Here is a 21,356-nt window from a genome sequence, read left to right as displayed (position 1 = left end):
AGCTAATATACGTGATTTTTATTGTGCTTTTGAATTACTTGTAACAAATGTTAGTTAAAAAGGATTTGTTTTATGAGTTATAGAAAGTCATATCAGGGAGGAATATTTATATGACTTTCTATACAAAGGGAGGGATCGTTTTGAAAAAAACTGTTATACTAATCGGACCTATTTGCTCAGGAAAAACAACTGTGGCAGAAATAATATCTAATAAGCTAGATATTCATCAATGCTCAATTGATGATGTACGTTTTGACTATTATAAAGAAATAGGATTTAGTAAAGAGCAACAAGAGAGAATACGACAAAAAGATGGTTTTCAAGGTGTATATACCTATTGGAAACCATTTGAAGTTCATGCGGTGAAACGAGTATTAGAAGACTACCCTAACTATATACATGATTTTGGGGCTGGCCATTCTGTTTATGAAGATGAATCTTTATTACAAAAGGCACAGATTGTTCTAGAGAAATACGAAAATATCTTTCTATTGCTTCCAAGTTCAGATATAAATCAATCTGTAAATACTTTAGCAGAAAGAATAAGTAAATTTACAGATGATCAAAGTATATTTAAACTAAATGAACACTTTATTAAGCATAAATCAAACAGAATATTGTCTAAACATGTAATTTATACAAATGGGAAATCTGCCGAAGAAGTTGCTCAACAAATAATTGATAACATTAATTAATATGTATATGTACATACTCAAGTAAAGGGAACAAGTCTAGAAAATTGTTATTCTAGACTTGTTCTTTTTGATTTCTACAAGCAGTTTTATGTTAATTAAGTTGCTTAGCAATATAGGAGTTTTCTATTAACTGAAGAAATAAGAGTTTATGTAATTGTAGCTACAAGGAGGCAAATAAATGAACAGAACACAAGAACAGCTAATTGTTAAGGCTTTTTTTGAAAAACGAATACAAGAAAGAGTCCTACATGAATTGGCTTCTCAAAAGAAGCGTTTAGATGCTCTAAGCCGACTTTGTCATAACTATACTACTACTCTGAGAAAGAAATACCTAATTGAACTTCCAAAAGCTAACTTTAATAAAGAAGATTTAGAAACCTTATTGAGGAGATATGGACCTATTAAGCAGTGTTATGTGATTTCTTGGGATGAGGATATAGATGGCAAAGAGATGCCATTATCATCTGCTCTGGAGCATGTAGTAGGTCTTGGTATGCCTTCGATCATTTCCTGTATCCCAGGGGAACTTGCATACTTTGAGTCCGAACAAGGATATGGTGCACCGCCTAGATATGTCTTAAGTAGAAATGTTTAGGTAATTTACCTTTCTGGTACTAAGGGGGAATTATAATGTTAGGACTCGAACGTGGTTTAGTAAAGCTTGAACCTTATAATGATAAATGGAGTAAGTTATTTGACGAAGAGAGGGAATTGTTATCTTCTCACTTAAAGGAACTTATTGTCGCAATTGAACATGTGGGAAGTACGTCTATTGAGGGTCTCTTTGCTAAACCAATTATTGATATTGCAATTGGTGTTAGCTCTTTGAATGTAATTATAGAATTAAAAGAAAAAGTAAAGGCACTTGGGTATGTTGAAGTGCCCGTAAGTATAGATGGTAAACATGTTTTTGCAAAGTACAAAGAAAAGAAAATCACTCATTTTTTACATGTAATGATATATAAGCAGAGTCTATGGATAGATCAAATTTCTTTTAGAGATTATTTACGATCAGATCTTGATGCAAAGATAGAGTATATAAAACTAAAAGAAAAACTTGCAGATAAATATCCGAATGATGTTATTTCATATACGAATGAAAAAAAGAAGTTCGTTGACAACATATTAAAAAGGGCAAAGGAATTGGGATGAGAGAAATTAATTCTATTAGGATTGATCCAGCAATAAAAAGGCTGTTATCTTATGCGACTTCAGAAGAGAAGGTTGATGAAGAATATAATAAATACATTTGTTCGCCAAACCAAAAATTATATAGTGATGGAATTAATGGAGAAATAATTAGTTGTATAGGAATTGAAATTCATAATTCTGGCGATGGTGTAATAAAACACATTGCTGTTTTGCCAAAAGAAAGAGGAAGTGGAATAGGAAGTAGCATGATTAGATTTATCTGTAAGGAACATAATCTAAATTCGATTTCGGCTGAGACCGATAAAGATGCAGTATTGTTTTATGCTAACTTTGGTTTTCGTATAACTAGCTTGGGTGAAAAGTATCCTGGAGTGGAACGGTTTTTATGTGAGCTTGATTTGAGATAAATCCTTTAAGATGACTTAATGCCAGCAATGGTGATTATATTAACTGATTTTGTACATAGTATACATCTTCATTTATTGAATTAGATGAATTAAACTAATAAATAAATGGGGGTAAAGATATGAATAAAAAAAACTTAGGTTCTTTCGAAGTGAAAGGAAATCAACTTATTGTTTCAGATCCATGTTATCCAGTAGAAGATGCGTTTGACGAAAGTGACATATTATCTTGGGTATTAGAGCCAGCTAAAAGTGGAGAATGGGAATCGACTGTCTTCTTCACTGAAGATTTTACGATAACTAAATTAATGGCCTGTCACCGTGAAGTTGAACTGGGTTCAGAATGGATAGAAACAGGTAAAGATATCGGCGTTGATTCTGCTGTGGCGGGTATATTTGATGCATCCATTTTCGGAAGAGATGATGCTATTTCGTATGAAGTAAAGAATATTTATGAGATAGAAATGGACGAAGAAGGCATGAGATATTATGTTGCTTGCTCAGACATCATAGCTTCTTCTGATGACGAAGCTGGCATCGTAGCAGGTGGTACAGTTTCAATGTCTGGTATAGGTGATGGATACTATCCCGTTTTTGTTCAATACAATAATCAAAATGAAATTGTAGCTGTGTTGTTGGAATTTTACATAGAAGATGAAGAAGGATGAAGCAGTAAGAGACTTTCAATAAAGGAAGTCTCTTACTGCTACCTAGAAAATCCATTATGGTAGCTAAAAATGTATACTTTTACGGACTGTGTATTTGACTTTGTTTCAAAACATTAAAGGTATAAACATTCTATTATTCATTATTTTTTTCTTTGTCAGGTATATTCTTAAAAACATTTTCTCCTGGATCAAATCCCTCTGGTCTCCAATAGTGTTCTTCGTACTTACCTTCTTCAAATATCTTTCTAAGATACTTAATAGCATCAAACCATGTACTAAATACTAAAAATGAATAAGGAAGGCTACCTTCATCATTCCATACAATCCACTTATTTTCTTTAGATTGTGTAACAAGGTAAGAAGCATCAGGAGGCATTTTGAATATCTCATATGTATTATCAAGGACATCATCCCAAGAGTTAAAGCCTAATTCTTCAGCAAAAATTTGATATTCCTTTAAAAATATATTTTTTACAAATCTAGAAATACGCCCCATTATCTATTTCCCTTTACTTAAATATCAAGTAGTTGATCATTAATTTGTACTACTTTCGAGCCTTCTGGGAAGGTTAAGCACACTTTTTGTATAGATGAATATCTATCCTCGTTTGAAAATAAGAAAAAACCTGCTCCATCATGAAAAATAGTTATGAACGTAGTATCTTCTTCTGTTTTAAAAATAGGGATAGATAGGTTTCTCCACCTTCCCCATTCCTTAACTCTCTTTAGCTCAAAACTTAAATTTTCAGAATAAGAAATTGAGTAAAATTCGTTCATATTAGCAAGGTAAAAGGTATGTTCTAATGCTAAGGATAATGTACGCGCGTCTTTAATTGGTAAAGTAAAACATCTAGGGTGATAGGTAACCCGTTTAAAAAATGTATAGTAAGCTTGTTTTTCCTCTAATAATTCATACCTATATTCTATACCTAATTCATTAAATTCCTTTACAAACTCCTCTGCCATCATATCATCACAAAGGAATGTAAGATATAAAGGATACCTATCCTGCTTAATTAAGAAAGCGAGTAAAAAATCCCTTTGTTCATCCCTATCATCATCCCTTTCCATTGTTTCAGATATAAAGTAAACGGAATCAATAGGTCCTTCCAATTGAACATAATGCCCCACCATTTCATCAAACTCCGCATTTAACTGTTCTTTTTGAATCCAAACTTCGCTCATATAAAATCTCCTTCACATATAAAAGAACCTGCAAAAAACAGTAATTTTTCTTATTTGACCTCAAATATTTGCTGCATCTTATATAGAAAAATAGTTAGGGTTTGTATTTGTATGTCTAAAACAGCCATACAAATAACATCTGGTTTCTACTTCAGGCTTATAATCTATAATAGGGGCTTTTCCTTTATAAACTTCTTTAATTGCATTTTTAATGAAAGCAATTTCTTCTATTGTTACTTCTTCATATTCTTCTTTAAAATCTTCTTCCTCATCTGGATCTTGAATGACTTCTTTCATCTCTTTTTCTTTTCTTCGGATAGTCTTAAAGGCAAGTTCCTCAATTTCTTTTGTTTTTGAAAGCTGCCACAAAGAATAAAAATAAGCCGGAAGAAATTTTTCTGAATAAAAATCCCAATCTAACTTAGAGTAGATGTTAATAAACTCCTCATAATCTCCCAGAATATAATATATCTCTGCTATACTCGACTCTAATTCCTCTTCCTCTCTTTCGCTCAACATAAGTAATTCTTTTGCAACTTCTCTTGCTTCTGATCCCCTTCCTAGTTGTGCTAGACAAATTCCATAGCTAAGTAACGGAAACAAACTATAGTTGTTACAGGATTGTAGTGGGTGCGCTTTATGAAAACACTCAGCAGCTTCAGGTAACATTCCTTTTTGGTAGTAACATAACCCAAGATTATTTAGATTTTCTAGTGAAGGTGTTAAGTGGATACCTTCTTTTAATACATTTATGGCTTCTTCATACTTATCTTTTTTTATGTACATCTCACCCATTAAGTTATAGATAAAATAATGCTCAGGTTTATTTTTCAATAAATCTTCCACTATATCAAATGCTTCTTTATCTGCCATTTCCCATGTATAAGACATGGATTCTTCTTCTGCCTCTTCTTCAAAACCTTGTGTTTCTTTAGTATTACTCGTAGCCTCTATAATTGGTTTTCCTTCTGTAAAATAAAAATAGGCTAAATTATAAAGGGTTTGAACAGAAGGTTTAATTTTAGCAGCAGTTTGTAGTTGGAAAAATGCTTCTTCATATTCATTTGTCTCCATAAGCACTATAGCAAGCTCATTTCTTAGCTTTACGTTGTGAGGGTCCTGTTCAACTTGCTCCTGCAATTGAAGCGAAACCTTTTCAAAATCTATTTCATCATACTTGCTCATATTCATACTCCTTCTAAACATTAAACTCAATTTTATCTGTAAGCTTAGTAAAGCCTTTTATGTAAAAAAACAAAATAAAAAGCCACCCAGTATTTGCAGGACAGGTGGCTTTTCACTATTAAAATGCATGTGCAAAAATATAATAACATATTCTTTCCATATAGACTATATTTTACCATACAAGCATATGTATAAAAGGTGCACTTTTTATTCATCTATTTGTCACTCAGCCCGAGGCCAAACGTTGATAAATCAAGGGTGTATAAAAAGCTGCATAATTCATAATAGTGACCTTTTCTAAACTCCTTGTGGCTCAAGGGGTTCTTTTTTTGGTGTGTTCCGGAAGAGGTATTATGTTAACTAACTTTGTATATGACATACAACATTTCTTTAATCCATTTTCTGATAAAATAGTAATTAGATTTACATATTGAGAGAAGAGAAGGTGTTATTAAGTTGATTTTTTTACCCATACTAGCTATTTTGTTGGGTTTGTATTTATTGATATCTGGAATAAGAAGCGCTTTAAAAGACACTAAAAATATAAGAGGAAAATTCAAAAGGAGTTTTATGACTGTATTGAGAATAGCCTGGGATCTTATAAGTGAAGAAGGACAACGTATCTTCTTTGGAGCAGTATTCATAGTAGCAGGTATTTTAGTGTTTTTAGTAGTGTGAAAATTAACCTTGCTATTATAACCTTCACAACAGCAAAAAATCCTTTAAGAGAAATATCACCTTAAAGGATTTTTTGTCCCAAGAATGCACATTATGTTAACTAGGAACGTATATAATATACATACATATTAGACAGTAAAAGGGGATAAATTTCTGATGAAGAATGAGAAAAAAATTATAGAGTTAGTCCAAGGAGTAGTAGAGGAATTAGTCAAAAGTAATATAGAGTCATTACCTTTAGAAGATGATACTGAGATAATAGATTTGAGAGAGGAATTAGATTACTATCCAGGAGTTATGACGCTTCCTCCAGAAGAAGCCTATTATCGATTAGATGATATTATTTATATTTATAAACAAACTGTTCCCCATTTTCGCTTAGGAAAGAACAATTTAAAAAAAGATTTCCCTAAATTGCTGTACATGGTGGACTTTGATCTGTATTACGATAATGAACGTAGTGACTTAACGCTTCAGTGTAATATTTATGAAGATAAACGTGGAAAATGGTTTATTCGAGTTAGCAATATACATGTGATGTGAAGAAGGAGCTATTTAAATGGATAGTTTATTAGAATTAAAAGATGAACTAATAAAAGGACAAAAATTAGCAATGCAAGGATCTTATCAAAGAAGAGTTCCCTCCAAAAAAGCAATTCCCCATCTTTTAGCAGCAAGAAAAGGACTCAAAGAATATGTTAAACAGTATTCAAACGATGCTTTAGCTTGGCAATTGTTATCTCAAGCTGAGGAATATCTATTAAATTACAATGCAGCCTTAATGGCACTTCAGAACGCTGTATCTCTTGATAAGAAAGATAAAAAGTTATTAAAGAGATTAGCTTTATTAAAAGAGTATGCAAGTAAATGGCAAGAGCTAGATATGACACCAGAGCAGTTGCAATCATTAGAAATATACTTAGAAGAAAAATTAGAAGTGTACGGTTGTAATCATACACTTATTTATACCAGAGAGTGGTTAGATATAAGCACTTTACACAGTAAAAAATCAAAAATAGTAAAAGCTCTACAAAATCAAGGTGGTTTTTGTGATTGCGAAGTTCTTATGAATGTAATTGATTAGATTATAGAGGTGATGATAATGTATGAATTCATAGAAGAAGAAATCAAAAATATATATCAAGATGATAATAAGAAATTACGAACACAAACAGTAATGTATGGGAAGCTTGAACATAGATGGCATACGTATCTACATCCTGGTTTGACAACAGAAGAGATAAAAGAGTTTGAGTCAAGGGTAGAAAATAGCTTTCCTTCAGCATATAGAGAATTTCTTTCTTTCTATAACGGTTGTTACTTATTTGATTTATTAAGAATCGGTGGAAAAGAACTAGAAAGTTATAAAGGCCTAACTATTGAAGAACAGGTACGCTCCACTGTTGATGTAGAGGATATTCAAGAAATACATTTGAGAAAGCGTACGCCTAAAGAGCATTTCATTTTTGCGGATTCTTTGGTGAAAAATACTTATTATGTAATTGATGAGGATGAAAAGGTATTAGAAGTTGATTGCAAAACAAAAAAAGTAACAGAGAGCTATGATACTCTTAAAGATTTTATTGTCCAGATCATTCAAGAAGGTAAAGATAATATAGCTAATGAAATATATTTTGAATTTAGATAAACACACATTTTAATTTAAAGAGAACCTCTTATATACATGTTCTCTTTTTTTACCGATAATATTGATTACGTTAACTATGATTATACATGACATACATTCTGAACTAATACGTCAACTTTGATAAAATGTAATTATAAGGAAAATAAGGGGGAGGGGTTATTTTTTGTTTTTTAATTTTGTTGGTATATTAGCAGGTCTATTAATAGCCTTAGCAAACATTTTTGATTCCGGTTTTCATGGATTTATGCGTTGGGTAATGATTATCTGTGGTTTATTAATGTTTATTTCTCATTTAAAACTAGCTTTAGATAAAAAGAAAAATGGAGTAGCTAACCAAGATAAATAAAAGACTCAAAATAGTATAAAAAAGCACCTAATATTGTGATTAGATGCTTTTTTTGCTACCTAGAAAAAACATTATAAAACTAACTTTGTATATCGTATGCAATAGACTTTCTAAAATATATTTGTTTAAATTATGTAAATATGTAACTTTTATGGAGTTTATTCGTATAGATTATAGGAGGAGATTAATATTAATACTGAAAAGCGTCTTGAGGAAATTGAAAAAAAATTAGATTATTTACATAATGAAATAATTAAGCAACAAAATAGAAAGAATTATAGGCCTCTTTTTATAATTTTACTTGTTTTATCTGCCATTCTCATATTTTTTGTATTGATAGGTGTTCTGAGCTTTTTTGCAGCTTAATTTAAAATTGAATATGGTATAAAACGTCTATCAGATCCGTTATTATCTGATGGAGGAGCGATTAGTATGTCTGATAAGGAAAAAAAGGAATCAAAAATTGAAAAGCCCAGCCTAGATAGAGCAGGGGTGAGGTCTTATATGGGGAACTCAGAGAAATTCGAGTTCTCCTTTTATGGAGTATTGATGGCCTGTGTTCCTTTAATATTAGCTGGGATTTTTATTTGGTATAACTGGTAAAGAGCTTGTATTAGAAGGTTGTGAAAAGTAAATGTTGTGGAATGTTATTAGTTTATTTTTAGCGAGGATTAGCCCTTTATTGGAATTTATCAATACGATTGCCTTAATATGGATCGTTGTTTTATTAAGTAAGAAAAAAAGATGAGAAGTTATATTATTGATAAAATGGTATAAAATCCAATGTTGAGGTATTCATATGTATTTATTTGAATATGAACAAAAAAGAAAAAAGTTAATTCATAACTCATACTTGTCTATTTTTATTCTTTCTTTACTACTAAGTTTGTACTTTTTCTTCACAGATTACGGATTAGGAACGCAATTTATTATAAGAGGGATAATCTCTGTATTGTTTTATGTGGTTGTTTTTTACTTCGCCATGAAAAACAAGCAGTGGGCTTTATTCCTAGTTAAAGTTAATGTATTAATGCTAATTATTATGTTAGTTGTAGCTATTATTGACCTAACATTTGGTCGTTAGGAGGGATGTGCTTGGTTTATTTAGTTTGTACAATTCTGGTTTCAATAATTTTTATTTTTAATATTGTTAAAGACAGGAACTTTATATGGTTGTGTATGTTTATTCCTCTGTTGATACACTTTCTTATTACTCAAACTCACCTTTTTAACTTTATAATCGACCCTTTTAAAATTTGGGTTATCATAATTATATATATTGCAACATATTTCACTGTATTTTTATATGATCTTACTAAAATGAAGCCTGAAGAAAAGCCTTATGATTAAAATATATTTTAATCATAAGGCTTTTCTTGTACCGATAATTTTGATTATTTAAACATAAAATGTATCGAGCATACATCTTATGTTTCTCTTTTTAAAATATATCTTGGTGGAGGTCCATTTCCTTGTTCTGCTTCAAAATATGCTAGTTTATTTGGAATACAAACCACAATAGAAGGAAAACCATAACCTACTGCATCTTCAAGAGCTGTAAGTAAAGGTAATTCTTTTCCGTCTATTTTTTTGTTCCATGAAATTGAATAACACTCTTTTCCTGCGCCGTGCTGCTTTAATAATTTGGCTATTTCATCGGCACAAGAATTTGGTTTAGGAATCTCAATCATATATTCTTCTCTCAATGTTTTTATGTAATTATGATTAAGACGATGTAATGCGTCTTCTCTTTTCCTTGCAGAGAAAAGTTCGAATATCACTCTATCTTGGATTCTCTTAGTAAAGAAGGATCTTACTACTTTTTCTTCTAGTTCTTTATCCATTCAATCCTCTCCTTGAGTAATCTTTATTATATAGAATTTTTCATCAGAGAATCATTAAATTTGTAGAGGATGTAAATTTAACGATAAGTCAATTAATGCAAAGATAATACCTAATATGAGTGAAAGGGTAAGTATGAATATCCATTTAGTTTTCTTCTCTAACTGAAAGACATTCAGTTTTTCAAATGCAAACGAAACAAGCCACGCCATAATTATCGTTCTAATAAATTCAACTATAAAATTAAAAATAAAGTCCATTTGTTCTCACTTTCTTGTTTTGGAATATTTACTTTTCTATTAAAACACTTATAGATAAACATTAAAATACTTTTATTCCTATAAAATCCATTATAGTAACTAGATTTGTATGGATAAGGTTATAATTGATTTTAAACAAAAATCTTATATAGAGAGTTGATGAGAATGAATAAGGAAACACGTAAACAAAGAATAGAGGAACTTAAAAGAAAGAATCTAAAAAAACAATTGGAAGAAAAATTCAAACACATTTGTGCTTCTATAACTGATTTTGAATTTCTTACATCTAAGGAAATTGAATTGAGGTTTCAAAATGTTTATTCTAATGATCAAGAGCCACAGATTCGATTCAGACATAATCTAAATAGAATTATGGAGGAAATGTCCTTTTTACAAGAAGAATTCGGCGCATATAGAAATGAATATATATTGCTAGATCAGAAGGAAATACTTCCTTCTTACCGATTGAAATTAAGATTTGAAGACTTTTGGAATAACCTGAATCTAATAGCTGATTTTTTAAATCTTGAAGATGAGTCTTCACTCTTTCTCTTTACCTTACTCGGACATAAAAAGAATTTTGGAATCTTTATTTATGAAGATCAGTATGGACTAGATCATATTCTATTTTGGAAGGAAAACTTTTGATTTCGCTAATTATTGTAAATAAGGGAGTCTTTTTTTCATGAGGTTTTATGAATATCAATCAGTAATGAATAACACTAAATGGCAAGAAATTAGAAATGCAATGAACGATTGTTCTATAAATACAATTTGGAGAACAAAAGATGTCAAAACTAAGTATATAAGTGATTGGGATGGAGACTGGTTTTATCATTTCAAAGGTAATTACAAAAACATTGAATGGTTAGAAATAAAGGTAGAAAATCTTGAAGAGAAGGACCAAGTGATAAATACACTTAGAACAATTAACGTACCAGGAGAAACAAAAGACAATGTTATAAAAGTTTATGGATACGTTCAACATAACAATCCTATAGATTATTTATAATAGCTAACGGTTCTATTAATCCATATTATAGGAAATAACTTTATGTGAAATATACATATATTCTTGTGAAGCTTTTGATATATACTTTAATTAAAAATGTATATAGAACCCCCTGGAGGTCTTATGTTAAAGAATTTATTTAAGAGAAAAATCACTGAAAAAGAATTTTGGTCTTGGTTTGAGAAAAATAGCGAAGATTATTTCCAATTAGACGAAAATAACTATGATCTTTTATTTAACAAATTAGGCTTACAATTATCCAAGTATCATAAAGAGTTAACTTTTGAATTCAGTGTAGAAATGAAACAAGGAAAAAGAGAATTTATTATCAGTGCAGAAGGAATGGTTTCAGCGTTTCCTGCTGTCATAAAGCTGGTAGAGGAAGCTCCCGACCTCGAGAAATTTAACGTTGTAGCATTTAGACAAAGACAAAATAGTGAACAAGAAATTTATTTTGAAGATATTGTTTTAAATACAGAAGATATCTTCTTTACATATAGAGAAGATAAACAAATGGATTGTTTAGATATTGTTATTTACATTAAAGGATATAGCGAAGAAAATGATCAGTTTATTGCTGCAGCGTTTATTATGCTTGATAGTTTAATTGGTGAATATGACGTAGGTGTAAAACTTGGTGAAATAAATTTTGAGCCATATCAACAAGAGAAAGAGGCACAGCCTATTCTAAACTTAGTTTCTCTAGTTGATAAATTGTGAGTAAGAAGAGCGTAAGTTTTTTGATAAACTTAACGCTCTTTTATTTCCGATAATACCTGTTATATTAACTAAGGTTGTATAGAGTATACATCTTCATTTATTGAATTAGATGAATTAAACTAATAAATAAATGAGGGTAAAAATATGAATGGAAAAATCTTAGGTTCTTTCGAATTGAAAGGAAATCAACTTATTGTTTCAGATCCGTGTTATCCAGTAGAAGATGCGTTTGACGAAAGTGACATATTATCTTGGGTATTGGAGCCAGCTAAAAGTGGAGAATGGGAATCGACTGTCTTCTGCACTGAAGATTTTACGATAACTAAATTAATGGTCTGTCACCGTGATTTTGAACTGGGTTCAGAATGGATAGAAACAGGTAAAAATATTGGCGTTGATTCTGCTATGGCGGGTATATTTGATGCATCCGTTTTCGGAAGAGATGAAGCTATTTCATATGAAGTGAAGAATATTTATGAAATAGATATGGACGAAGAAGGCATGAAATATTATGTCACGTGCTCAGACATCATCGCTACTTCTGATGACGAAGCAGGCATCGTAGCCGGTGGCACAGTTTCAATGTCTGGCATAGGCGATGGATACTATCCTGTTTTTGTTCAATACAATGATCAAAATGAAATTGTAGCTGTGTTATTGGAATTTTACATAGAAGATGAAGAAGAATGAAGCAGTAAGAGACTTTCAATCAAGGAAGTCTCTTACTGCTGCCTAGAATCGCGATTATGTTAATTACGCTTGTATAGAGTATACGTGCTGTCTATCTAATGTGAAGGACTCTTTTTCAATCTATAATTCCATAAGATTGAGCAAATCCCGAAGGGAACAGAACAACTTAAAGCAAGAATACAAATACGTTTGAATGCCAACAAATTTACGCCGTTTGTACCATCATCTAAGGAGATAATAAGTGAAACTATCGTTGCACCTATTACTCCAAAAATAATGTATAGTGCTATTTCGATTAATTTTTTATATTTCCTATTTCTATTTTTAATTAAGATATCAATCAAAATAGATGATGGTATGCCTAACACAGTAACAATTGGAACAATATACATTAATCCAAAAACTAAGCCAGCTATCAAATTATTAAAAGTGATTTGTTCATATGAAGTATCAAAGGTTGCTACAGTAACTACTAAGCTACCACATAGAGAAGAAATCAGCACTGATATGATTTTTTTAAACATAATATAATCTCCTAGTAAATTTCTTAATTTATATATAATAGCATTTTTAGTAAATAAATACTCTACTTTTATTTACTACCGAGAACGCACATTATGTTAATTAAAAATGTATGGATTATATCTAGTTATCTTTATTTTGAAGTAAGATTATTATAAGTATTTTTAATTTAATTTTGCTAGTTTTTCAAGATATCCTCTGTCTTTAATGATGTAGCCTTGCGACTGCTTTTCAATAATATTTTTTTTACATAGTTGAGCTAGTACATGGAGAAGATGGCGGTACGATACACCTAAATACTCACATACTTCAGTATGTTTTTCTTTATAAAAGTTGTCATCAGCCGACAACATTATAAAAGCAGCAAGACGGTTCTCAAGTGGATAGGCCTGATTTTGTGTATATTTTGCTGAAATTTTAGTTGCTTTCTCACTTAAAAAACAGCATAAATATCTGAGAAATGTTACATCTGTTAAGAGCTTATTTTTACAGGTATTAATAGGAATAGCCAAACAAATGGTTTTAGTAACAGTTTGTATAGCTTTAGAATATCTTTGTGAGTTTAATAGTTCCACTTCTCCCATAAATGTCGGAGCTTGTAAAAAATTAATCAAGGACACTTTCCCATTTTCGTGTGTAACATAGAGTTTTGCCTTACCTTCAACAAGATAATAAATATATTGAGGATAGGAACCTTCCTTATAAATAAATTCACCACGTTCAAATTCGCAGACCTGAATAAATGGAGTAATTGGAAAAGAAAAAAGTGATTGAATAGAGTATTTCTCGATATAGTAACTTTGCATAGGGGCGTTTAAGAATTTCATTTTTTCTCCTACTATTATAAAAATATGAGATATCTCACATTATTTTATGTTTTTACATGCTATGATGCAATCAAAGTTGATAAATCAATAGGGAGTTGTTTCATAAAGATGATCAAACAAGATGAATACTGGAATGAAGTAGCTAACAAAAAAGAATTTACTACGCCTTTTCAACCTGAATTATTCCTAACACATGTTAATCACAATGCTGCTATATTGGATTATGGTTGTGGGTATGGACGGACTTTATTGGAATTAAGAAGTTACGATTATAACCATTTACATGGTGTAGACTTTTCGGAAGAAATGATTAAACGAGCTAAGTCTCATGACTCAGAAATCGATTTTCAAGTAATTCAAAGTGGGAACCTTCCTTTTTCTAAGAATTCTTTGGATGCTGTTTTACTTTTTGCAGTTTTAACATGTGTGTATAAAGATGAGGAACAGAATGCTATTTTAAATGAGATTAAACGAGTACTAAAACCAGGAGGTATTATCTACATCAATGACTTTTTACTGAATAGTGATGAAAGAAATAAATTACGTTATGAAAAGGGAGTCACTAAGTATCATACATATGGGGTTTTTGAATTACCAGATGGGGCCATTTTACGTCATCATAGCGAAGAACGTGTGAAAGAATGGGTAGATCAATTTGAAACCTTAGAATACAAGAAATTAGAATATACAACTATGAATGGAAATCGTTCAAATGGTTTAGTGTATATGGGAAAATTAAATTGAATTTATTAGAGATAAAAGTATAAAGGAGAAATTGTATTGGATAGATGTCTTACAGCGTCTTAATCAATTTACGCCATAAAAAGGAGAAAGTGCATTCTGAATTGGAGATGTTTATCTAGATGATAGAAAAAACTTTTCAGAAGAGACCTTTACTCTTATTGAGTAAAGGCCTCTTTTTGACGAGTTTCTTCTATAAATTCTTTTATTTTCTGTTTTTTCTAAGTGAAGAGAGTCCTATAAGGGCTGCTCCAAATGTAATTATAATTGCAACGGCAAGGATTCCCAAGGACACAACTTTGTTAGGAATATACCTAGCAAAAGTCGATAAAGGTGTCCCTAAAATTCCTAACCAGACTAAAGTTATTAGCTTAGAAAAACACCTTGAAATTCCACATAATCACCATCATAGATAATATCAAGCAGATTGTTGCAGGAATAATCATCTTAATAGGTTGATGAGCTCGAAAAATATGGGCATGTATGGCACCTATCATGAGAATTACAAACAATACGCCAGATACAAAAACCAAGTATGGATTCCAAATACCGCCAATCATTCCTATTGCTCCAATAAGTTCCACAATTCCAATTACAGACATTAACCATAATGGATATTGATAGTGCTGCCAATGTTCAACCTGAAACGGTATACGAAGAAGTTTTATGAAACCTCCCACTAAAATAAAAACGGCTAAAATCGCTTGCATAATAATCATCATCTAAACTTACTCCTTTTAAAAATCCTTTTGGGTAACATCTTCATGGATAATAAGTTGGGTATATATCCCGCATGGTGTTCTATCATTAATTTAATAAAAAGCCATGAAGTGGAGATTATATATGTTGTATACAAAGTTAGTTACCATAACAGGAATTATAAAAAACAAAAACAAGACGCACCGATTAAGGATTTTATGGATCTTCCCTGTGAATATAACAATAATATAAATGCCACTATGTCGAATAACTATAGTTAGTTAGAGACTTCTACAAAGGCTCTAACTGGAAAAGTTCCAAAGCCTTTGATTGTTGGAGCAACAGCATAAAATAAAAAGTTTTCAGTTGAAATTTCTTTTAAGTTGCATAAATGTTCAATGATTAGAATTTCTCGCGCCAATAAAGTTGTATGTACAGGACGATCTTTACCTGACGTATCATCTATATTTACAGAATTAATTCCAACTAAATAAGCTCTTTTATCCCATAAATATTGTGCTGCTTTCTCAATTAAATACGGATGATTTTCAAAGTATTGATTCGTATTCCAATATTGATCCCAACCTGTGTTGAATAAGAACAGCTTTTCCTTCCATAGCAAGGTCATAAAAGACATCCTCATCAATCTCTTTTTTGTTTTCATCAATATGAACAATGATTCCTTCTAGACCAGCCATCTTATCAATTAATGTTTCCGATAGATCTTTTCCATTAACATACCTATGAAAAGGAACATCAATATAAGTTCCTGTATTAGACACCATTTCTATTTTTTTAATTTGAAATTCTATACCTTCTTCGTAATGTTTTCGAGATTCTTCCCGGCTTAAATCATCACAAATGATTGGGGCAGGAAGCCCTTTAAAAGTTATAATGCCATCTCGAATGGCAGATCCGTTTGATATCGTATCTTCATCACACACCATATCGGTAAGTAAAACGTATGCCGACGCTCCAAATAGATACGACAAGGTTAGGTAGGTTCTTCACTCCGAGCAAGATAGGGGACGCATCACAGCAGCAAGTGGCATTGCAACGTAAGAGCCGATCCAATATATTTTGAAAGGAATGTAGCTCCTAGAAGGTGAAAATGAAAGAATGGTCATTCAATCTGTTTTTCTATATCAATTAATTGTTGTAATAAAATCTTTTCTCCTTCTGAGCTTAGCACGATATTACCTATATACACTTTATTTTTATCACTTACCTTACCAGTGATAGCACAGGGTTTACTTTCACCACATTTTTCGATAATTATTAAGTCATTTTCTATAGACATCTCCACATAACTCTCACTGCCTTTTATCCCTAAGGTTCGTCGTAGTTCACTAGGGAATGTGACACGTCCAAATTTGCCTAAACCCTTAATCAGCCCTATTTTTTTCATTTTCTCACTCCTAATTTAAATGATCTTTCAATTTAATAATGGTTATTAATTAATTGTATTTTGGTGACAAATTATCTCCATAAGAGAATTTTTTACTGGAGTAATTCCTAACACAAAAATGTATTATATTACCTTATTATCCTTTTATTTTAATAAAAGTAATATATGAATTTAAACTAATAACAAAGATTTATTAAGCCTTATTTTATGATACAAACTACAGAATTAAACAAAAATCTACATAAAATCATCCAATAATATCCATTAAATTATTTATATGTAAAAAAGTATTTAAATCCATATATGATAATATTAAATGTTTCTATATCTAAATAATGGAGAATACGCATTTCTTTCTTATCGAATCATTCACAAAAAAAATAGAAAATTTATAATTTTTGTCGTTTTCTGTATGATTATGTAGTTCCTATTATAAATTAAAGATACGATTTCGCTGAAGAAAAATGAAAGCGTTTAATAATAGTTTATCTTTTGTTAATTCCACTTCAATGGAGTGAAGATATTTATAAACTAACTACAGAAAAAAAGTTGCTCTCATTGTATCCTTATTAATGACTTAAAGGAGTATCACTATCTCTTCAAGTTACGCTGATGTATCAACTCCTTTTGAAGCTAAGCAGACTACTATATCTACTATAATCCTTGCCTTACAAAGAAAGGGACTTTGGAGGATCTAATAGTCTTTCTATAATTACTACAACTTATATGAGAGAGGTTAAAAAAATGAATCATTTACATCGTAGGATGGGAACTTTTTCTTTAACAATGGTTGGACTAGGTTCAATCATTGGTTCAGGTTGGTTATTCGGGGCATGGAGAGCAGCTCAAATTGCTGGACCTGCTGCTATTATTTCTTGGATTATCGGTATGATTGTTATTTTATTTATTGGGCTTTCTTACAGCGAGCTTGGATCTATGTTTCCGGAAGCAGGAGGTATGGTTAAATATACACAATATTCTCATGGATCGTTTCTTGGATTTATTGCTGCTTGGGCAAACTGGATTGCTATTGTATCTGTTATCCCAGTTGAAGCTGTTGCCTCTGTACAATACATGAGTTCTTGGCCATGGGAATGGGCAAAGTGGACAAGTAGTTTAGTGAAAAATGGCACGCTTACTTTACCTGGATTAGGCATTGCTTCTGTTTTATTACTTATTTATTTCTTACTAAATTATTGGACAGTAAGTCTCTTTTCCAAAGCAAATTCACTCATCACAATCTTTAAGATAGTGATTCCTGGCTTAACAATTGGATCACTTTTATTTGCCGGTTTTCATAGTGGAAATTTTACGTCTGGAGAAGGCATCGCGCCAAATGGTTGGGCAAGCGTACTAACGGCGGTAGCAACGTCCGGTATTGTATTTGCATTTAATGGTTTTCAAAGCCCTATTAATATGGCTGGAGAAGCAAAGAATCCTGGGCGTTCTATTCCATTAGCTGTAGTAGGATCGATTCTACTTGCTACCGTTATTTATATCTTATTACAGGTTGCGTTTATTGGAGCAGTTGACCCTTCTATGGTTGTTCACGGATGGAGTCACCTTAATTTCAACTCTCCATTTGCTGATTTGGCTATTGCTCTAAGTATTAACTGGCTTGTTATTATATTGTACGCTGATGCATTTGTTTCTCCTTCAGGAACGGGAATAACCTATACTGCTACCACATCTCGTATGATATACGGTATGGAAAAGAATAAATATTTACCTGGTGTTTTAGGGAAATTGCACCCTATTTATGGTGTGCCGCGTCAAGCAATGTTTTTCAATTTAGCCGTATCATTCATTTTCTTATTTCTATTTAGAGGTTGGGGTGTATTAGCTGAAATTATTTCAGTTGCGACATTAATCTCTTATATTACCGGACCTGTTACAGCCATGACGTTAAGAAGAACGGGAAAAGAGTTGTACAGACCATTACGTCTAAAGGGATTAAGTATTATTGCGCCACTGGGTTTTATATTTGCGTCATTAACTCTGTACTGGGCGAGGTGGCCACTTACAGGACAGGTGTTATTCATTATTATGATGGGTCTTCCTATTTACTTTTATTATCAAGCAAAGTTGAAATGGAAGGGGTTCCAGAAGAACTTCCTAGCTGGACTTTGGATGGTTACTTACTTATTATGTATGATGGTTATTTCATATTTAGGAAGTGAAAAGTTTGGTGGAATAAATGTTATTCCATACGGTTGGGACATGCTTATCATTACATGTTTGTCTCTTGTTTTTTATGTTTGGGCTGTAAAAAGTGGATTTAAAACAGAATACCTCAAGGAAGCGACCAAAGTAAATGAAGAAATGAGATTAAGGGAGAGAACAATAAAATCTCAATTAGATAAAGAAAAAGCTGTATAAAAATTGGTTTTTAATACAAGTATTTTATAAGTATGTGGAGATAGTTGTTATGTTGAAAAATAAGGTAGGAAAGTTAAAAATCTTTACAGTAGACTATTCTATATTAAAAAATAATAAAATAATTAATAATTCCATAGTCATGCAATCCATTAATGATCCAGATGAAATTGTAAGGTTAGCTAAATTGGATATATCTACAAAAGAAAGAGTGTTCATTCAAAATGTAAAGATTTTAAGATTTAAGTCCGTCCCATCTCATGGACATAATTTAGAATAGAAGAAACTCTTCTAAAAGGGAATTTACTTACAATAGTAAAAGCTTCTTTTGACGATATTATTGAGATATTTTACTTGTCTTATTAGATGCCTAGGGCATCTTTTTCTCTTTTCTCATATGTTCGAGGGCTATAGGAAAAGTCGAATTCCTAACTATCGTAATGCCACGAGAAGTCAAAACATGAAAAGGCCGAAAAGTTTTCTAAAAAACACTGTACATTCTTTCGGTCTCTTGTTTCATTTATATAACAATAGTGAAAGCTGTTATTTTATGGAGGTTTTATATGTCGGATAAAGTGCCATTTTCATTTATATTAGTTATTGGTTTAATGTTATTTGCTCTATTCTTCGGGGCAGGAAATTTAATTTTCCCACCAATGCTTGGTCAATCAGCAGGAATAAATATTTGGTCAGCTAATGCCGGATTTTTAGTAACCGGAGTTGGGTTACCGTTACTTGGTGTGTTAGCATTTGGTTTTTCGGGGAAAGATGATGTACAGTCACTAGCGAGTCGCGTACACCCTGTGTTTGCTCTTGTGTTTACAACCGTACTTTATTTAGCGATTGGTCCTTTATTTTCCATACCAAGAGCAGGAACCGTTTCTTTTGAGATAGGCATCAAACCTTTCTTGGCGGAAGATCTAGACCACATACCTTTATTTATTTTCACCATCATCTTTTTTAGCATCACATGCTTTTTCTCACTAAATCCTGTTAAAACTATCAATATTATCGGAAAATTCCTAACGCCTATTAAGTTAACATTTATTGGAATTCTTGTAGCGATGGCTTTTATTCAACCTATTGGGGATTTCCAGGCGCCTACGAAGAACTATAAAATCCACTCATTTTTCAAGGGATTTCAGGAAGGTTATTTAACAATGGATGCTCTTGCAGCTTTTGTTTTTGGAATTATTATTATTAATGCTATTAAAGAAAAAGGCGCAAAAACAAAAAAACACATTATGACTATTTGTGCAAAAGCAACAGGAATTGCTGCCATTATCCTAATAACCATTTATACTGCTCTTTCTTACATGGGTGCTTCAAGTGTAGAAAAACTTGGACACTTAGATAACGGAGGTACTGTTTTGGTAAAAGTCTCGAATTATTATTTTGGAGCTTACGGTGGAATATTATTAGGATTAATGATTACGGTAGCTTGTTTAACAACTAGTGTAGGACTTGTTGCTTCTTGTTCTTCATTCTTTCATAAACTATTTCCAAAGGTACCTTATAAAATACTTGCTATTAGTCTATGTGGTTTTAGTGCAATCGTTGCTAACATCGGGTTAACGCAGTTAATTGCTATTTCTATACCTCTATTAACAGCTATTTATCCATTAGCTATTGTATTGATATTCTTAACTTTTTTTCATCCTTTATTTAAAGGAAAAACTGAAGTTTATCAAGGGAGCTTACTTTTGACATTTATTATTAGTCTATTTGATGGATTAAATACGGGCGGTATTCACATTTCGTCTATTAATAGTTTCTTTATTAGAGTTCTTCCTATGTACAAAGTAGGACTAGGGTGGATTGTTCCAGCTATTATTGGGGGATTAATAGGTTTTAGCATAGTACAAGTAAAAATCCTTCTTAATTACAGTTCATCTAGACTGAATAAATAATAAATATTCTGATGCAAAGGTTACATCCATTTGAAAATAGGAGAAAATCATCAAAAGGGAGCTTTGTTCTTATTGAGCACAGCTCCCTTTTTGACGAGTTTCTTCTATATTATATTGTTTTTATTAAGATACAGATTTTAATTTCTCTGTTAAACGTAAAAAAGCTTCTTTATCTTTATTCTTTAAAGAATGATCAATTCCCTCCAGGATTTTACTTCTTTTGAAGTCATTCATCATTTGATCCAAAAATAATTCAGCCAACATTTCATCACGTAAATTTGGATCAACTCGATCCATTCCGTTAAGTATATTATTTTCCATAAAACGTCAACCCCTTTATCTTTTCTCTTTTGCAAACAGTATTCCCTTTTGCACTCTTTTTATGCAA

31 protein-coding genes are annotated in these 21,356 nt (G+C 31.5%); 20 read left to right on the top strand and 11 right to left on the bottom strand.

Translation table 11 applies throughout. The features are described 5' to 3' along the window. Positions 1-140: 140 nt before the first annotated feature. The 5 genes from ACOZIR_RS24060 (at position 141) to ACOZIR_RS24040 (ending at position 2,919) form a co-directional block, all read left to right on the top strand. Positions 141-695, top strand: coding sequence for an adenylyl-sulfate kinase (locus tag ACOZIR_RS24060; RefSeq protein WP_421535960.1), 555 nt, complete (start codon positions 141-143; stop codon positions 693-695). Between the two features lie 178 nt (positions 696-873). Beyond that, entirely contained in the window at positions 874-1,290 is a 417-nt protein-coding gene (locus ACOZIR_RS24055; protein ID WP_421535959.1) for a hypothetical protein, read from the top strand. Positions 1,291-1,325: 35 nt separating this feature from the next. After that, positions 1,326-1,847, top strand: coding sequence for a GrpB family protein (locus ACOZIR_RS24050; protein ID WP_421535958.1), 522 nt, complete (start codon positions 1,326-1,328; stop codon positions 1,845-1,847). Continuing rightward, positions 1,844-2,254 (top strand): GNAT family N-acetyltransferase, encoded by a 411-nt coding sequence (locus ACOZIR_RS24045; RefSeq protein WP_421535957.1) that lies wholly within the window; start codon positions 1,844-1,846, stop codon positions 2,252-2,254. The genes ACOZIR_RS24050 and ACOZIR_RS24045 overlap by 4 nt, the downstream gene beginning before the upstream one ends. Positions 2,255-2,403: 149 nt before the next feature. Next, positions 2,404-2,919, top strand: coding sequence for a DUF4241 domain-containing protein (locus tag ACOZIR_RS24040; RefSeq protein WP_421535956.1), 516 nt, complete (start codon positions 2,404-2,406; stop codon positions 2,917-2,919). Between the two features lie 133 nt (positions 2,920-3,052). Here the strand turns inward: ACOZIR_RS24040 and ACOZIR_RS24035 are convergent, their stop codons facing one another. From ACOZIR_RS24035 to ACOZIR_RS24025, 3 genes are all read right to left on the bottom strand, one after another. Continuing rightward, positions 3,053-3,415, bottom strand: coding sequence for a hypothetical protein (locus tag ACOZIR_RS24035; protein ID WP_421535955.1), 363 nt, complete (start codon positions 3,413-3,415; stop codon positions 3,053-3,055). A gap of 17 nt (positions 3,416-3,432) precedes the next feature. Then, positions 3,433-4,104, bottom strand: coding sequence for a hypothetical protein (locus ACOZIR_RS24030; RefSeq protein ID WP_421535954.1), 672 nt, complete (start codon positions 4,102-4,104; stop codon positions 3,433-3,435). A 78-nt stretch (positions 4,105-4,182) separates the two neighbouring features. Next, complete coding sequence (locus tag ACOZIR_RS24025) at positions 4,183-5,289, bottom strand: tetratricopeptide repeat protein (RefSeq protein WP_421535953.1); 1,107 nt, start codon at positions 5,287-5,289, stop codon at positions 4,183-4,185. A gap of 456 nt (positions 5,290-5,745) precedes the next feature. On the opposite strand from ACOZIR_RS24025, the gene ACOZIR_RS24020 reads away from it, so the two are divergent. The 7 genes from ACOZIR_RS24020 (at position 5,746) to ACOZIR_RS23990 (ending at position 9,045) form a co-directional block, all read left to right on the top strand. Then, on the top strand, positions 5,746-5,967 hold the full coding sequence (locus ACOZIR_RS24020; protein ID WP_421535952.1) for a hypothetical protein: 222 nt from the start codon (positions 5,746-5,748) through the stop codon (positions 5,965-5,967). Positions 5,968-6,123: 156 nt separating this feature from the next. Next, positions 6,124-6,510 carry a DUF7668 domain-containing protein gene (locus tag ACOZIR_RS24015; RefSeq protein WP_421535951.1) on the top strand — a complete coding sequence of 129 codons (387 nt, stop codon included), beginning with the start codon at positions 6,124-6,126 and terminating at the stop codon, positions 6,508-6,510. 16 nt (positions 6,511-6,526) lie between these two features. Next, the gene (locus ACOZIR_RS24010) at positions 6,527-7,051 is read left to right on the top strand and encodes a DUF2695 domain-containing protein (protein ID WP_421535950.1); all 525 of its coding nucleotides are present in this window, start codon (positions 6,527-6,529) and stop codon (positions 7,049-7,051) included. An 18-nt stretch (positions 7,052-7,069) separates the two neighbouring features. Next, a complete protein-coding gene (locus ACOZIR_RS24005) occupies positions 7,070-7,615 on the top strand; it encodes an SMI1/KNR4 family protein (RefSeq protein WP_421535949.1) in 546 nt (181 codons plus the stop codon). A gap of 163 nt (positions 7,616-7,778) precedes the next feature. Further along, positions 7,779-7,961 carry a hypothetical protein gene (locus ACOZIR_RS24000; RefSeq protein WP_421535948.1) on the top strand — a complete coding sequence of 61 codons (183 nt, stop codon included), beginning with the start codon at positions 7,779-7,781 and terminating at the stop codon, positions 7,959-7,961. A 432-nt stretch (positions 7,962-8,393) separates the two neighbouring features. Further along, a complete protein-coding gene (locus tag ACOZIR_RS23995; protein ID WP_421535947.1) occupies positions 8,394-8,564 on the top strand; it encodes a hypothetical protein in 171 nt (56 codons plus the stop codon). Positions 8,565-8,760: 196 nt separating this feature from the next. Then, entirely contained in the window at positions 8,761-9,045 is a 285-nt protein-coding gene (locus ACOZIR_RS23990; RefSeq protein ID WP_421535946.1) for a hypothetical protein, read from the top strand. Positions 9,046-9,388: 343 nt separating this feature from the next. Here ACOZIR_RS23990 and ACOZIR_RS23985 read toward each other — a convergent pair whose 3' ends face one another. Then, a complete protein-coding gene (locus ACOZIR_RS23985) occupies positions 9,389-9,805 on the bottom strand; it encodes a hypothetical protein (protein WP_421535945.1) in 417 nt (138 codons plus the stop codon). Between the two features lie 423 nt (positions 9,806-10,228). On the opposite strand from ACOZIR_RS23985, the gene ACOZIR_RS23980 reads away from it, so the two are divergent. The 4 genes from ACOZIR_RS23980 to ACOZIR_RS23965 all read left to right on the top strand — a co-directional run bounded on the left by ACOZIR_RS23980 (position 10,229) and on the right by ACOZIR_RS23965 (position 12,485). Further along, complete coding sequence (locus tag ACOZIR_RS23980) at positions 10,229-10,711, top strand: hypothetical protein (RefSeq protein ID WP_421535944.1); 483 nt, start codon at positions 10,229-10,231, stop codon at positions 10,709-10,711. A 37-nt stretch (positions 10,712-10,748) separates the two neighbouring features. Next, positions 10,749-11,075 carry a DUF6678 family protein gene (locus ACOZIR_RS23975; protein WP_421535943.1) on the top strand — a complete coding sequence of 109 codons (327 nt, stop codon included), beginning with the start codon at positions 10,749-10,751 and terminating at the stop codon, positions 11,073-11,075. Positions 11,076-11,198: 123 nt separating this feature from the next. Beyond that, positions 11,199-11,795: a hypothetical protein gene (locus ACOZIR_RS23970; protein WP_421535942.1), complete on the top strand. Its 597-nt coding sequence runs from the start codon at positions 11,199-11,201 to the stop codon at positions 11,793-11,795. A 144-nt stretch (positions 11,796-11,939) separates the two neighbouring features. Beyond that, on the top strand, positions 11,940-12,485 hold the full coding sequence (locus tag ACOZIR_RS23965; protein WP_421535941.1) for a DUF4241 domain-containing protein: 546 nt from the start codon (positions 11,940-11,942) through the stop codon (positions 12,483-12,485). A 95-nt stretch (positions 12,486-12,580) separates the two neighbouring features. Here ACOZIR_RS23965 and ACOZIR_RS23960 read toward each other — a convergent pair whose 3' ends face one another. Both ACOZIR_RS23960 and yeiL read right to left on the bottom strand, forming a co-directional pair. Beyond that, the gene (locus ACOZIR_RS23960; RefSeq protein WP_421535940.1) at positions 12,581-13,009 is read right to left on the bottom strand and encodes a hypothetical protein; all 429 of its coding nucleotides are present in this window, start codon (positions 13,007-13,009) and stop codon (positions 12,581-12,583) included. 162 nt (positions 13,010-13,171) lie between these two features. Next, positions 13,172-13,834, bottom strand: a complete 663-nt coding sequence (gene yeiL / locus ACOZIR_RS23955) for a transcriptional regulator YeiL (RefSeq protein ID WP_421535939.1) — start codon at positions 13,832-13,834, stop codon at positions 13,172-13,174. 108 nt (positions 13,835-13,942) lie between these two features. On the opposite strand from yeiL, the gene ACOZIR_RS23950 reads away from it, so the two are divergent. Then, the gene (locus ACOZIR_RS23950) at positions 13,943-14,578 is read left to right on the top strand and encodes a class I SAM-dependent methyltransferase (RefSeq protein WP_421535938.1); all 636 of its coding nucleotides are present in this window, start codon (positions 13,943-13,945) and stop codon (positions 14,576-14,578) included. Between the two features lie 368 nt (positions 14,579-14,946). Here ACOZIR_RS23950 and ACOZIR_RS23945 read toward each other — a convergent pair whose 3' ends face one another. The 4 genes from ACOZIR_RS23945 to ACOZIR_RS23930 form a co-directional block, all read right to left on the bottom strand. After that, positions 14,947-15,297: a DoxX family protein gene (locus tag ACOZIR_RS23945; RefSeq protein ID WP_310878931.1), complete on the bottom strand. Its 351-nt coding sequence runs from the start codon at positions 15,295-15,297 to the stop codon at positions 14,947-14,949. A 254-nt stretch (positions 15,298-15,551) separates the two neighbouring features. After that, the gene (locus ACOZIR_RS23940; RefSeq protein WP_310878932.1) at positions 15,552-15,902 is read right to left on the bottom strand and encodes a cyclase family protein; all 351 of its coding nucleotides are present in this window, start codon (positions 15,900-15,902) and stop codon (positions 15,552-15,554) included. Then, on the bottom strand, positions 15,823-16,266 hold the full coding sequence (locus ACOZIR_RS23935; RefSeq protein ID WP_421535937.1) for a cyclase family protein: 444 nt from the start codon (positions 16,264-16,266) through the stop codon (positions 15,823-15,825). The genes ACOZIR_RS23940 and ACOZIR_RS23935 overlap by 80 nt, the downstream gene beginning before the upstream one ends. 131 nt (positions 16,267-16,397) lie before the next feature. Next, positions 16,398-16,682 (bottom strand): AbrB/MazE/SpoVT family DNA-binding domain-containing protein, encoded by a 285-nt coding sequence (locus tag ACOZIR_RS23930; RefSeq protein WP_310878933.1) that lies wholly within the window; start codon positions 16,680-16,682, stop codon positions 16,398-16,400. 744 nt (positions 16,683-17,426) lie between these two features. Here ACOZIR_RS23930 and ACOZIR_RS23925 point away from each other — a divergent pair. From ACOZIR_RS23925 to brnQ, 3 genes are all read left to right on the top strand, one after another. Then, positions 17,427-19,061: an APC family permease gene (locus ACOZIR_RS23925; protein WP_421535936.1), complete on the top strand. Its 1,635-nt coding sequence runs from the start codon at positions 17,427-17,429 to the stop codon at positions 19,059-19,061. Between the two features lie 49 nt (positions 19,062-19,110). Beyond that, positions 19,111-19,338 (top strand): hypothetical protein, encoded by a 228-nt coding sequence (locus ACOZIR_RS23920; RefSeq protein WP_034651196.1) that lies wholly within the window; start codon positions 19,111-19,113, stop codon positions 19,336-19,338. 283 nt (positions 19,339-19,621) lie between these two features. Next, a complete protein-coding gene (gene brnQ, locus ACOZIR_RS23915) occupies positions 19,622-20,968 on the top strand; it encodes a branched-chain amino acid transport system II carrier protein (protein ID WP_421535935.1) in 1,347 nt (448 codons plus the stop codon). A gap of 123 nt (positions 20,969-21,091) precedes the next feature. Here the strand turns inward: brnQ and ACOZIR_RS23910 are convergent, their stop codons facing one another. After that, positions 21,092-21,289, bottom strand: a complete 198-nt coding sequence (locus tag ACOZIR_RS23910; RefSeq protein ID WP_074683992.1) for an IDEAL domain-containing protein — start codon at positions 21,287-21,289, stop codon at positions 21,092-21,094. Positions 21,290-21,356: the final 67 nt, after the last annotated feature.

The sequence above is a fragment of the Priestia sp. D3YE.R1 genome (assembly GCF_049199565.1).
GTDB classification, from domain to species: domain Bacteria; phylum Bacillota; class Bacilli; order Bacillales; family Bacillaceae_H; genus Priestia; species Priestia aryabhattai.
The sequence above is the reverse complement of the archived record's forward strand: the minus strand, read 5'-3'. Positions and strand labels throughout refer to the sequence as shown.